Here is a 13731-nt window from a genome sequence, read left to right on the forward strand (position 1 = left end):
AGCCATGAGGCTCCTCTTCATGATCAGCGCGATGCTCCTAGGAGGGACTTCGGCCGGTGGTGGGGATAAAATGCCACCACAGGAATCGCGACCGCGGGCGCGAGAAGTCGGCGTCATAGTCGGCGTGCTCCCGCCGGGACCATGGAATGCGATCACCGACGTAAAGGGCGTTCGCGTCGGTCACGTGACCCTCATCCGCGGAGACGACATTCGCACGGGAGTGACGGCTATTCTCCCCCATGGGGGGAACATCTTTCGCGAGCGAGTCCCCGCCGCCATCGTCGTCGGCAATGGGTTCGGAAAATTGATGGGAGCGACGCAGGTCGCTGAGCTGGGAGAGATCGAGACGCCGATCGTCTTGACGAACACGTTGAGCGTACCCCGTGCGGCGGATGCGCTTTTGGATTACGTGCTCTCCTTGCCGGGGAACGAAGAGGTGCGGTCAGTGAATCCCATTGTGGCCGAGACGAACGATGGGCTCTTGAACGACATTCGCGGTCGTCACGTCTCCAAGGAAGACGTCTTGGCAGCTGTGCGGAGCGCTCGAGAGGGACCGGTTGAGGAGGGATGCGTAGGAGCTGGGACAGGTACAGTGGCGTTCGGGTTTAAGGGAGGAATCGGAACGGCTTCGCGCGTGCTCCCTCCTCAATTCGGGGGCTACACGGTCGGCGTCCTCGTCCAGACGAATTTTGGCGGGATCCTCACAATCAATGGAGCGCCGGTAGGACGAGAGCTCGGGCGATATTATCTTCGAGACGAACTGGAAGGGCGAGCTCGTGATGAGGAATCTGAAGGGGGATCGGTCATCATCGTCGTGGCGACGGACGCGCCGCTGGATGCACGAGGGCTTCGGCGGTTAGCCATGCGCGCTTTGTTCGGGTTGGCGCGGACGGGATCAATCATGTCGCACGGCAGCGGTGACTATGTGATCGCTTTCAGCACGGCGGAATCCGTTCGGATCAAAATTGGAACCGGACGAGAGCGAACGCTCACCGTTTTGAGCGATGACGCGCTCTCGCCGCTTTTCCTCGCTGTCATCGAGGCGACTGAAGAGGCTATCTATAACTCGCTCTTTCGAGCGACGACGATGCGCGGGCGCGGAGGACGGGTCGTTGAGGCGCTTCCTCTGGAGCGGACGCTGGAGATCCTGCGCGCGTATAACGTTGTGGGAAAAAATGACCGCCTTCGATGAGACGATCACAGGGGGCGTCGAATCTTTTTCATTCCTCGTGCGGTGCGATCGGTGTGCCATCGAGGATTCGCCACACGCCGCGCTCACGAGCGAGAGCGCTCGCCTGTGGGGTAATCCCTCGACCGGCGACGACGGCGATGACCGGACGCTCGAGCGCTCGTCGGAGCAGCTCGGCTCGTCGCGTGGCGCGTTCCACATCATCCTCGCCGATTCCCACCGAGATTTCCGCAATGAGAAACGCTTCCGCATCGTCGGCCCAACGCCGTCCGCGAAGGACGATGTCGCTCATGAGGATCTCTTTACGTTCGGCACGCGAGAGCGCTCCTCTCGCCATTGGCTCATCGAGGAGGTTCGCTAACTCTTGGGTGGAGAGTACGTGAATTCGCCGCAGAAGATCGTCGAAATAAGCATGAGCATGCTCTCGATAGCGCCATTCGAGCACTCGGCCTTGAACATCTGCCATTCTGTCGGTGAGCAACTTAATTCGTTCGTCCGCATGTCGTTGCGCTTCTGCGAGAGCGCGAATTTGCTCCTCCGCGCGTTGCTGAGCCTCGGCCAGAGCACGAATCTGTTCTTCCGTTCGTCGTTGGGCTTCAGCGAGAGCACGGACTTGCTCCTCCAGGGCGGAGACTCGCTCCTCAGTCCGCCGCTGGGCTTCGGCTAGCGCGTGGACCTGTTCTTCCGTTCGTCGTTGGGCTTCAGCGAGAGCACGGACTTGCTCCTCCAAGGTGGAGACTCGCTCCTCAGTCCGCCGCTGGGCTTCAGCCAGCGCGCGGACTTGCTCTTCGAGAGCGGAGATCCGTTCCTCAGTGCGCTGTTGAATCTCGGCAAGAGCGCGGACCTGTTGCCCTAGGATGAGGAGCTGTTCCACGACTTGTCGTTGGGCATCCGCCAACTCGCGGACGAGTCCCGGGAGCGCCAGCAGTTCCTCAGTCAGAATCAGGCGGCGCAACTCGGCCTGCCACTCCGGGTGCTTCTCTAAGATGCGCACCAAATCTCGAAAATCTTTCACCGTGAACGGCATGATCAACCTCCCGATAGCGGGGACATTATATCACATGGGCGTCCTCAGACGCTTTCCTCAATGGAGAAATCAGGAGGCGCCGGCTCAGGTCATTCACCGGCGCCTCTTCATCCGAAACGTTCAGAAGATCAAGCGCACGCCGATTTGAGCTTGGAAGGGCGTGCCGGGGATATTGTCCTGGTTCAGGGTTCCATCGGGGAGTCGAAGTTGCCGGAACCGCGGATCCACAGGAGCTGGATTGCCCGTCGCGGGATCAATCCCCAAGCCGTAGATACGGCTCGATCCTCCGAAAGTAACATTGTCGAAATTGAAGAGGTTGAAAAACTCCACTGAGAGCTGCAGCTTCGCCGTCTCACTCCACAGGTTAAATCCCTTCAGGATGCGCAAATCTACGACGCGTACGGCTCGATCACGGAACGAGTTCCTCTTCATGAGCACGCCAGGAGCTGCCATCGGACGATCGTTGGTGGCGAAATCTTCATTCGTATCTCCACCCGTCAGTGGATTCAGCGGTCGCCCTGATTGCATCCGAACGATGCTCGAAGCTTCAAATCCGAAAGGCAGGCTCACGACCGTATTGAATGTGAAGAGATGACGAGCATCGAGCCGAGAGAAGTGAAATTCCGGTCGCAGGTCGTAGACATTGACGGTGTCCTCCTGGCCGGTCGCGCTGCGCTCATTATCGTCATCGGAGTAGTTCCACGAGAGAGTGTAGAAGGCATTGAATTGAACCCGCGAACGCCGCAGGTTCGCGCTGAAGGTGAATCCCCGATAGAGGGAACGAGCGGAGGATTCGCGCACCCAGACGGCACCGAGCGTCGGGATCGGTCGAGATTGAACGCGCGAGCGCAGGCCGAAGAAGGGGCGTCGGCTGAGGTCATTCGCCCGGATGATAGGAAGTGGCAGATTGTAATCGCGCGTGCGCTGCAGATTCACCGTGTTGACGTAGCGGAAGTCAAGCCCGGTCGTGAAGCCCTGGAACAGCTCGTGCTCGATCCCCCCGCTCCATTGCACAGCGCGCGGATTCCGGTAATCATCGGCCCATGTGATCACGTTCACCCCCGTGAAGGGATCCGGAGCCGGGATGCCCAAAGCGGCAGCGACGCGCTGCACATCCTGCGCCGAAATGATCGGCAGCTTGTCCAGCGTGAACTTATTCAGGTCAATGCCAATGGCGAGCAATTGCCGATAGACCGTTGTGTTCGGATTCCCCGCGGGAACTCGAAGCGGAAGCTGGATGGAGAGATCACCCGGTGGCTGGCGGAAGTTGTTCATCGGCGCGGCCATCAGGAGCAAAGGCGTGCGCGCATAGTAGATCCCGAAGTTCGCCCGCACGACCGTCCGCGCTCGCCCGAAGGGATCCCAGGCGATCCCCATCCGCGGCATGATCTGATCGGTGTTGTCCGGGATATACGCCGGATCCACTTGGCCGAGCGGGAAGCGGAAGTTCCTCACCAAATTGTAGAGGGCCGTGTTATTCACTTCCGGCTCGGGATTGAATTGCCCTTCGTAGCGGAGCCCATAGTAAAGCGTGAGGTTCCGTCGCGCGCGCCAGCTGTCTTGGCCAAAGAAGGCGATCTCGTTACTCCGAGCCTCCAGCAGCAGGTTCCCAATCTGCCGGACATAGGTAACGCTCGGGTCATCGAAGCGATTGTCGTTCGGATCACCAGGGGTAAGCGAGAGGATCCGCAGGTGAGCGTCGGCATTCGTCCCCGCGAGATTGAACGTCCCTGTTTGATTGAAGCCGAAGAGTTGGTTCACGAAGACGTGATTCCACTCGAATCCGAATTTCAAGCTGTGCGATCCCACGTTCCACGTCAAGGCCTCGACGATCTGCAAGCGCCAATCCGTCAGCGTCGTGGGCAGGAAGTTCCGCGTGCCGAAAGATCCGATGAAGGTATTCACGTTCGGAGCGAGTGTATTAGCTGTGCGCGGACGTTTCTCCCAGGAATATTGCGCGCGCAGCTCGTTGAGCAAGCGAGGGGTCAAGACGGAACTCAACTGGCCGACGACCGTGCTCGTTCGGTCTCCCTCCGTCCCATTGTTGCTGAGGGCGCGATTCGTGAAGGGGCTGAGTTGCTCACCCGTCGCGTTCGCATTCTCCGCCTTATTGTCGCTGAAGTTGTATCGCACGGCGAGTCGGTGATTGGCACCGAATTGAGCGTCCGTCCGGATCAAGAAGGTGATGGCGTCGTTGGTCTGCGTGAAGGGGACCTCGAGGGATTTGTAGAAGTCATAGGCCTCCTGGTTCTGGGGCGTTCGCGCGATCCCGATGAGACGGGGGAAGAAGACCTGGCGCGGTGTTGAGAACTGCTGGTCCTCGATCGCACCGAAGAAGAAGAGCCGGTCGCGCTTGATCGGGCCTCCGATCGAACCTCCGAATTGGTGTTGCTTCGCCAACGAGAGCTGGCCAAAGGCGTCTTCGACCGTCAGCTCCTTGTGGCGGAGCAGGTAGAAAGCACTCCCATGCAGCTCATTCGTTCCCGTCTTCGTGATCGCGTTCACGAGCCCTCCGGTCGAGCGACCGAACTCCGCCGCATAGTTCGTCGTCACCACTTGAAATTCCGCAATGGCTTCCTGCGGAATCGTGAAGGCGCTGTTGGAGCGTTCGCCGCCGCGGATGCCTCCGAAGAACGGTTCGTTGTAATCGGCGCCATCAATGGAGATGTTGCTGTTGATCCCTCGCTGACCGGCGAAGGAGAGCTGACCGCGTTGTGGTTCGACTTGAACGGTGGGAGTAAGCTGGATGAAATCTTGGAATCGGCGTCCGTTGATTGGCAGATTGCGAATCGCGAGAGCATTGACGATGGCGCCAGATTCCGAGCGAGTGGTGTCCACACCGAGACCCGCGGTGACCTCGACGATCTCCGCGAGAGTGCCCACCTTGAGCGTGAAGTTGACATCAACCGCGCGGCCCACATTGACCTCAATGCCCGTTCGCGTCTCCGTTTGAAAGCCCGATGCCTCCACGGTCACACTGTAGCGTCCCGCCGGTAGCAGCACAGCTCGATATTGACCGGCTTCATTTGTGAAGACCTCGCGTCGAAATCCCGTCGTGGTCTCCACGACGGTGATCTTCGCATTCGGTACGGCAGCGCCTTGCGGGTCCAGGACGAGGCCCACGATCTGTCCTGTGCTGGCCTGCGTTTGAGCTATTGCGGAAGTCACCGTGAGGCAGATCAAGAGAAAAGCCCCTATGGGGCCTGTCCAACGCCGGGTAATACGCGTCATGAGGTTCATGGTCATCTTCCTCCTTAGCTCAGGATTTCACCACAGGATGGGTGCCCCCATGGTTGAAGAAGGATTCGGACATGAAAGTCCTACGCTCATCGTTATCTCACGCCCATCTCGGACTAGGGAAGATTTTAGCCCGATCCGGATGCCGCTGCAAGTAAAATTTCCGTAAAGCGTCCACCGCTCGAAGGAAGCAGCGGTGGAAGGGGACGCTTGACAGGAGAGAGACGCGCCCCCTACATTCCCAATGGGAATTCGCCGGAGGAGACCACGCAGAGGTGACCGTCGAAACAGGCGCACTGAGACCGCGCGGATTCAGGCATATCTTTCGCGCGCTCCGAAACCGCAATTATCGCCTTTTCTGGATGGGGTCTTTCTTCTCCAACGTTGGGACGTGGATGCAATCGGTCGCGCAGGGGTGGCTCGTGTTGCAACTCTCGAATTCGCCCTTCTGGCTCGGGTTCGTGGGGTTTGCCGGATCGCTTCCAGTCCTCGCTTTCTCGCTCGTCGGAGGAGTGGTCGCGGATCTCTTCGATCGGCGGCGGCTCTTGATCATGACGCAGACGGCGCTGATGGTTTTGGCCCTAGGATTGGGGATACTGACGGAGCTCCACGTGGTGACGGTCGGACAAATCGTCGTCATCGCGCTCTTGAGCGGTGTGATGACGGCGTTGACATTGCCGACCTATCAGGCGATTGTTCGCGATTTGGTTGAGCCCGAAGATCTGATGAACGCGATCGCGCTGAATTCCATCCAATTCAACCTCTCGCGGGTGATTGGTCCGACGCTCGCAGGATTCGCCGTCGGCGCGATCGGTGTAGCGGGATGTTTCTACCTCAATGCCGTGAGTTTCCTCGCCCTCATCTTTGCTCTGCGGCGCATGCAGCTGCCGCAGGCGCCTGGTCCTCCGAGGGTGAACTCCCTGTGGGAAGGATTTCTCGAGGGCATCGCTTACATCCGCGCGCAGGGCCAGGTCCTTCGTCTGCTCGCCATCGTCGCGGCGATCAGCCTCTTTGGTCTTCCGTATATCACGCTTCTACCCATTTTCGCTCGCGACGTCCTTCAGTGTGGAGCGACGGGCCTCGGATATTTGATGGCGGCCAGCGGATCCGGGGCCGTCCTCGGGGCTTTGGTGCTCGCTCGCCTGGGAGATTTTCGATCCAAAGGAACGCTCGCCGTTCTCGGCGGAATTACCTTCGGCCTTTCGACGTTTGGCTTTGCGCTCTCGCGCACTTTTGGGCTCTCGCTCTTCTTCCTCTTCGTGGATGGATGGGCGATGGTGAGCAGCGCGGCTGTCGTCAACACGCTGTTGCAAACGCACGTGCCCGGCCATATGCGCGGTCGCATCATGAGCCTGTACACGCTCTCGTTCATGGGATTGATGCCGGTTGGGAATCTCGTGATGGGATCGCTGGCAGAGTGGATCGGCGCTCCGCGGGCTTTAGCCATCGGGGGGCTTGTCATCGCCGCTTTCGTCAGTGGATTGGCCGCTTCCGCCCGCGACTTGTTGCGATTGCGCTAGGGAGTCGGATCGCCTGTGGGAAGCAATGCGCGCAGTTCCGTCGCGTCGAAGCAATACGTGGCGTTGCAGAAGTGACAAACCATCTCGGCCCCTCCATCCTCTTGGAGCATGGCACGCAGTTCCTTTGGATCCAAAGCCGCGAGAATACGGCGCGCTCGTTCCAGGGAGCACGTACACGCGAAGCGGATCTCCTTCTCCTCGAGGATCTCAAAAGCATATTGGCCAAGCGCCGTTTGCAAGATCTCGCGCGGTCCCATTCCCCGGCGGATCATCTCCGTAACATAGGGAGCCGCGAGCACAGAGGCTTCGAGCTCTCGGAGGACATCATCCGAGGTGCCCGGGAACGTTTGGATGAGAAACCCTCCGGCAGCCTCAACGCGGAAGAACCGCTCTGCATCGGGGAGGACGAAAACACCTAGGGAAACAGCAGAGGGAATCTGCTCCGACTGTGTCAAGTAGTAGGCGACATCCTCGGCGATCTCTCCCGAGACGATGGGAACCGAGCCGCAATAGGGATCGCAGAAGAGACCCGTGCGATAATAATCGGCCTCGCGCAGAACGTAAAGCATCCCGCCGCCGATGATCCCGCGGACGTCGAATTTCTTTTTCTCGTTGAGCGGCAAATCGACCTGCGGATTCTTGGCGTATCCGCGGACGTTTCCGTGCGCATCGGCTTCGACGGTGATGCTGCCGATCGGACCCGTGCATTGCAGCAGGAGCGTCACCTTCTCCGTATCCTTCAACATGCTCCCTAAAAGCGCGCCCGCCGTCAAGGTGCGCCCGAGGGCTGCCGATACGGTTGGCGAAGTGCGATGCCGACGGCTCGCTTCATCCACGAGATTCGTCGTGATCGCCGCGACGCACCGAACCATGCCATCGCATGCTGTCGCTCGAACCAGCAGATCTTTCGATCGCTCCATCATGTGCACCTCGCACCGCCCATTATAGCACACGTCCATTCGTGCTCATTGAGGGAATGAGGGAATCTCTCTTGATGAGGAAGGGATGAGATCGCGCCCGATTGGGGGAGGGCGTAGGGAGAGCGTTGAATCTCTCCCTACGCCCAGGGCGCTCTTCAGAAGTTGTACTTCAAGGCGAGTTGCATCTTTCGCGAGCTGCTGACGACGCTATCCCGCACCCGGCCGAAGACGGTACTGGTGACCACCGCCGTCGGGAATCCGAACGAGGGCGTATTGGTCGCGTTCTGAATCTCCAGACGGAATTGCAGGTTTTGTCGTTCGGTGACGCGGAACTGCTTCCCGATGGTGAGGTCGAGGTTGAAGAGTGAAGGACCGATGAAGAAGTTCCGCCCGGTGTTTCCGAGTCTCCCAGGAGCCGGGATCGAGAAGAGCCCGCGTTGTTGAGCGTCGAAGTAATAGTAGGTTCCCGCCTCCATGATCAAGCGCCCCATCTCTCGCGTGCACCCGTTGCAATCGGCCGGGGAGGAGACAACGTTGCTCAGCGTATTCGCGCCGGAATAGACGGTGAAGGGACGACCCGAATGCCAGCGCACGATGCCAGCGACCTGCCAGCCTCCGGCGATGTGGTTCAGCACGGGATGCCAGTTGGATCCCCAGCGCTGGCCCAAGCCGAAGGGGAGATCCCACGTCCAATAGCCTTGGAAGGAGTGGCGACGATCGAAGTCCGAGAGCGCGTAGTTCAATCGCCGATTGCGGAGATCGAAGGGCGTGCTCGAAGCCGCCTGTGCGGTTCCCGTCGCAGCCGTCGTGAAGGTTGGGTCGAAGGAGCGAGTGTCGAGCGACTTGGCAAAGGTGTAGCTGAACTGGAAGCTCAAGCCGCGGCTGAGCTGCCGCGAGATCTGCGCTTCGAAGGCGTGATAGGTCGAGAAGTCGTTGCTATCGAGCACGACGAGACCACCAGAGAACTGCGGGAAGGGGAAGAAGAAGAAGGGGCTGAAGCCGCTGGCGACAACCAGGGGTTGACCCGCTTCCGTGCGCGTCGCCAGAGAGGCCGCCAGGGCGCCCACGGAGTTCAAATTCAGCGTCGAAGTGAAGAGGCGTCGGAGCATTTGCGAGCCGGTCTCTCCCGTCCGTCGCCGCGAGTCTCTCTCCAACAAGCGGTTGATCAAGTCACTCTCTCCGCCAGCTTGCACGATGCGGAAGGCCTCCAGGAATCCATTCTGGAAGATCTCCGCCTGATTGATGTTGTAGGCACCGAGCAATCCCACGCCACGACGTCCGATGTAGTTCAGCTCGAGCACGGTCTTCCACGCCAATTCGCGTTGAATGCTCAATCCCCACATGTTCGTCTTCGGCGAGCGCATGCTCGGATCCACGACGTGAATGCTCGCCGTTGAGAAAGGCGCCGGTTGCCGCAGTTGCGCAGGCGTCAGGCCAGCCGGAGGGGCCAGCACCGGCAACCCATCACGGATGCGCCCGCCACGCTGTCCGAACTCTTGATTGATCACTGGCAGCGCGATTCCCGGCATCGTCGGGAAGATGAACGACGAGAAGAGGAAGGTCGGCACGCGATCGTAAGCCAGACGATAGTTCGCTCGGATCGAAGTCTTCCCCGTGCCGAACGGATCCCAGGCGAAGCCGATCGTGGGACCGAAGTTGTTCCAGTCGTCGTCATACAGCTCCCCCTTCACCCAGCGGATCGTGTTGCTCGGAGGTGCACCCAGGACGACGGGACGGTCCGGACGCAGGATCCGATTGCGCGGATCGCTCGGCGAGAGCTTGATCTCCCAGCGCAGACCGAGATCGAGCGTCAGATTCGGGCGAATCTTCCACGTATCCTGCCAGTAGAAGTCGTATTCGGGATAGCGTGCATCGAAACTGAAGGTCGTCCCCGGCGGTCCGTACTGATCGTCGCTGATGGCGACAAAAGCTCGGCTGAGCGTCCCCACGCGTCCGAGCAAATCGTTGATCGCCGCCTGCAGGCGAGGACGATCGAACGTGGTGTTGATATCCGCCGGGAGCCTGAAGGCGACGGGATCCACCGTGTTCACGGCCGTGCTCAGATCGGCCGAGAGACGCGTGTTCAGTCCGGCCACCGACGTCCGCCGATCAATGTGACGCTGATAGCGGAAGTTGATCCCAGTTTTGAACGTATGCGCCCCGCGAACGTAGGTCAGGTTGTTCACTAGCTGATACGTCGTCAAGGCGCGCGCGTTGTAGAAGAAAGGATCCGTTCCCGGCAGCGGTGTTGTCACGTTGTTCAAGACGAACGGGGGCGTTTGTGGGTTCGGATCGGGATTGTTGAAGCTGAAAGTGAACCGGTTCATCCCGATGACGAACTCGTTCGTCAGGCGAGCCGTTGGCGTCCAGCGCCAGTTGATCGCCAGATTCCGCGGATCGCGCGTCGTGTCTACAAAGCGTGGGGTGTTGGGGAAGCGCGCCCATCCGCTGTTGGCGAAGTCGCCGAGCGTATCCTGACGCCCATGCGCCCATCGGCCGAAGAGCGTGTGTCGCTCGTTGAAGACGTGGTCGATCCGCAAGACGAAGTCTTCTTGCTCTTCCCGCTGAATGGCCGACCACGTGAACCCGGCGACGTTCAAGCCATCGCCCACGGTGAAGTTGTTGGGCAGCGGGGTCATGTCGATCAAGCGCTTGATCACAGGATCAAGGCCGTAGCCAGCCGGATCGTTCGCCGCGATGTCGTAAACGCCAATGCTGAGCCCCGGCAGCGGATTCCCATTGAAATCCACGGAAGCGCCCGGGACGCCCGCCGGGAGATTCCGCCCACCTCGGACATAGCGGAAGAGCCCACGTCGCGCCTCGGCCGTATAGACGGTGCTGGTGATAGCACGGGTCTCGCGGGTGCGCAGGACCTGCAGGTTCGTGAAGAAGAAGGTCTTGTTGCGGACGATGGGACCGCCGAAGCTGAAGCCTGGGATGTGCTGGACGAATTGGCGCTTCGGTAAGCTATTGAGGTTGTTCTCGTACTCATTCGCGTGCAGGCGAGGCGTTTGGTAGAACCAAAAGAGCGTGCCGTGGAATTCATTCGTCCCCGAGCGCGTCACCATCGTGACCTGTCCGCCGCTGTTGCGGCCGTATTCAGCCGTGAAATTACCCGTCAGAACGCGAAACTCGGCCAACATATCGGGATTCGCGCGCAGCGGCGAGAAGTTCGATCCTCCAGCGCTCGTCTCATTAATGTCAATGCCATCGAGCGTGAAGTTCCATGCGCGATCGCGCGAGCCATGCACGTGAACGCCACCTCCCGTATTCGCTCCCGAGACCACACCGGGTTGGAAGAGAACGAAGCTCAGGGGATTGCGCCCCCGAACGCCGACGATCGGTAGGTTCAGGATCGCTTGCTGGCTCACGAGGTTCCCAAAATTCCCAGAGGTGCTGGTCTGAACCAACTCAGCCGCTCCTGTGACTTCCACCGCTTCCGCGATTTGTCCCACTTCGAGCCTCACGTTGACGGTCATCGGCTGCCCGATCGTCAACACGTTCCCCATGGAGATGAACTTCTTGAATCCCTCTTTCTCCACCGTCACCGTGTAGGTTCCAATGGGGATGGAGTCAAACACGTACGTCCCCGCCGACGTCGTTCGGGTCGTGTAGGAGACGCGCGTGGCTTCGTTGGTGATTGTGACGACGGCGTCAGGGACGACGGCTCCTGTGGGATCGGTCACCACACCGACGACTCGCGAGGTCGTCCCTTGGCCGAACGCCATTGTGAATCCAGAGACCACGAGCGCTAAACATGTCACGCCCACAATGAGTCTTTTCATAAGCTTCCTCCGGCGTTATCTTGCAGGGCCTCAGCACAGTGGCCGGGCCCTGAAATGTGTTAAAAATCACGCACACACGCGGTTCTCACCTTGAGAGCCGCTGCAGAATCCAGAAGCAATTTCCGTTCCACGGTGCGGATGAACTCGCGCTCCTGTTCAAGTTGCTCCATGAGAGATAGATAGCGTTGGGGAACCTTCTTCGCTTCGTCCCAAGGCCGAAGCCATGCTTCCAAAAATCTGGAAGAAATTTCCAAATCTTCGGAAACGAGCGGCTTCCTTTGCCGATTCTTATGGTGAGCATAACTTCTCCTCAGGCATTTTGGCTGCGGACGAGCAGCTTGAGCACTCCAACGCCTGCGAGCAATCCGATGCCAAACGAGAGGAGGGCCTCGGTCCATTGACCGAAAATCAGGGCGCCGATCCCGAAGAGAGCGCCGTAAATGAGCACGCATCCGAGCGCCCAGCTCGCCAGATATGGGACCAGCGAATTCGGAGTAGGAACGTTGAGCCGTCGGAGGAGAGGAGCCCAGCCAGGACCGCCCGGGCGAACGCGCTGGTAGAATTCGAGCAGCTTCGCCTCGGGTTCGGCCGGTGTGAGCCAGGTCACCGCGAGCCAGACGATTGTCGTCACAGTGACGGTCACGAGCATGGACTTAGCGTAGAGCAGGGGGTCATCTTCGGGAAACGGACGCACGATTTTCAGTCCTATGGTGACGACGAGAGCCGTCGCCATGGCGGCGATCTCCGACCAGGCATTGATCCGCCACCAGAACCAGCGCAACAGGTAGACGAGCCCCGTTCCCGCTCCAAGACTGAGAAGGAGTTCCCACGCGCCGGTGATTCGTTGCAGGTTCAGCGTCACAATGATCGAGATGAGCGCCAGGGCACCTGTCGCCAGGCGCGAGACGCGAACATAGTGTCGCTCATCGGCCGAAGGGCGAATGAAGCGGCGATAGAAGTCATTGATGAGGTACGACGTGCCCCAATTCAGGTGAGTTGCGATCGTCGACATGTAGGCTGCGGCGAAGGAAGCCAGTAGCAGTCCGCGCCAGACCGGGGGCAGGTGATCCACCATCACGCGCACGTAGAGCGCCGTCGGATCCGTCGCGCGCAATTGCGGATAGAGGACGACGGCTGAGAGAGCGACCAGGATCCACGGCCACGGCCGCAATGCATAATGGGCGATGTTGAACCAGAGGGTGGCCAGGACGCCATGCCGCTCATCTTTGGTCGAGAAGATGCGCTGGGCGATATATCCTCCGCCTCCCGGCTCCGCTCCCGGATACCAAGAGGCCCACCATTGGAGGCCGATGTAAACGAGGAGCGTCTCAAGCGGCAGCCAAGGGGAATTCCACCCCGGCCAGATCGCCGTGGCCGCCTCCACGCTCCCGAAATGCTCTGGGAGTCGCGCCATGAGCCCGGACATTCCTCCGACGACCTGAAGGGCGAAGAGGGCGAGCGCGACCGATCCCACCATGGCGATGACGAACTGGACGGCATCCGTGACGACGACGCCCCAGAGTCCCGAGAGCAGGGAATAGATTGCGGTGATCCCCAGGCAGAGGAAGGCTGCTTCCAACTTCCCAATATTGAGGGACAGGCCAATGACCTTCGCCATCCCCAGAGTCACCCATCCCATGATGAGGCTGTTCACGAGAAGCCCGAGATAAATCGCGCGAAAGCCGCGCAGGAAAGCGGCCGCCCGCCCAGCATATCGCAGCTCGATGAATTCCACATCCGTCATCACTCCGGCGCGTCGCCAGAGCCGAGCGTAGAGGAAGACCGTGAGCATGCCGCTCATGACGAAGTTCCACCAAAGCCAATTGCCGGCTACGCCATGTCGAGCGACCATCTCGGTGACGGCCAAAGGGGTATCGGCCGCGAAGGTCGTCGCGACCATGGACGTGCCGGCTAACCACCACGGCAAGTGCCGACCCGAGAGGAAGTACTCCGCCACATTGCGACCCGCTCGCCGGGTGTACGCTAGTCCGATCCCCAGCGAGAGGACGAAATATGCCGCGATGATGATCCAGTCGCTTTGCGTCAGCTCCAT

The 13731-nt window shown here is 59.9% G+C and carries 7 protein-coding genes; 2 read left to right on the plus strand and 5 right to left on the minus strand.

The window, feature by feature from the left end; genetic code table 11:
- Positions 1-70: 70 nt before the first annotated feature.
- Complete coding sequence (locus tag NZ746_06885; GenBank protein ID MCS6817088.1) at positions 71-1192, plus strand: P1 family peptidase; 1122 nt, start codon at positions 71-73, stop codon at positions 1190-1192.
- A 28-nt stretch (positions 1193-1220) separates the two neighbouring features.
- Here the strand turns inward: NZ746_06885 and NZ746_06890 are convergent, their stop codons facing one another.
- A complete protein-coding gene (locus NZ746_06890) occupies positions 1221-2216 on the minus strand; it encodes a hypothetical protein (GenBank protein MCS6817089.1) in 996 nt (331 codons plus the stop codon).
- A 120-nt stretch (positions 2217-2336) separates the two neighbouring features.
- Positions 2337-5462, minus strand: coding sequence for a TonB-dependent receptor (locus tag NZ746_06895; protein ID MCS6817090.1), 3126 nt, complete (start codon positions 5460-5462; stop codon positions 2337-2339).
- Between the two features lie 266 nt (positions 5463-5728).
- On the opposite strand from NZ746_06895, the gene NZ746_06900 reads away from it, so the two are divergent.
- Positions 5729-6973, plus strand: a complete 1245-nt coding sequence (locus tag NZ746_06900) for an MFS transporter (GenBank protein MCS6817091.1) — start codon at positions 5729-5731, stop codon at positions 6971-6973.
- Here the strand turns inward: NZ746_06900 and hslO are convergent.
- The 3 genes from hslO to NZ746_06915 form a co-directional block, all read right to left on the minus strand.
- Positions 6970-7896 carry an Hsp33 family molecular chaperone HslO gene (gene hslO / locus NZ746_06905; protein ID MCS6817092.1) on the minus strand — a complete coding sequence of 309 codons (927 nt, stop codon included), beginning with the start codon at positions 7894-7896 and terminating at the stop codon, positions 6970-6972. The two genes, NZ746_06900 and hslO, sit on opposite strands and share 4 nt — an antisense overlap.
- 152 nt (positions 7897-8048) lie before the next feature.
- Complete coding sequence (locus tag NZ746_06910) at positions 8049-11678, minus strand: carboxypeptidase regulatory-like domain-containing protein (protein MCS6817093.1); 3630 nt, start codon at positions 11676-11678, stop codon at positions 8049-8051.
- Between the two features lie 310 nt (positions 11679-11988).
- Positions 11989-13731 (minus strand): Na+:solute symporter, encoded by a 1743-nt coding sequence (locus tag NZ746_06915; protein ID MCS6817094.1) that lies wholly within the window; start codon positions 13729-13731, stop codon positions 11989-11991.

It is taken from the genome of Blastocatellia bacterium (genome assembly GCA_025055075.1).
Classification (GTDB): Bacteria; Acidobacteriota; Blastocatellia; order HR10; family HR10; genus HR10.

Bases quoted from the DNA above. Each gene is read 5' to 3' on its own strand.
- NZ746_06885 (MCS6817088.1), top strand. From the start codon at position 71: ATGCCACCACAGGAATCGCGACCGCGGGCGCGAGAAGTCGGCGTCATA.
- hslO (MCS6817092.1), bottom strand. From the start codon at position 7,896: ATGATGGAGCGATCGAAAGATCTGCTGGTTCGAGCGACAGCATGCGAT.
- NZ746_06890 (MCS6817089.1), bottom strand. From the start codon at position 2,216: ATGCCGTTCACGGTGAAAGATTTTCGAGATTTGGTGCGCATCTTAGAG.
- NZ746_06895 (MCS6817090.1), bottom strand. From the start codon at position 5,462: ATGACCATGAACCTCATGACGCGTATTACCCGGCGTTGGACAGGCCCC.
- NZ746_06910 (MCS6817093.1), bottom strand. From the start codon at position 11,678: ATGAAAAGACTCATTGTGGGCGTGACATGTTTAGCGCTCGTGGTCTCT.
- NZ746_06915 (MCS6817094.1), bottom strand. From the start codon at position 13,731: ATGGAGCTGACGCAAAGCGACTGGATCATCATCGCGGCATATTTCGTC.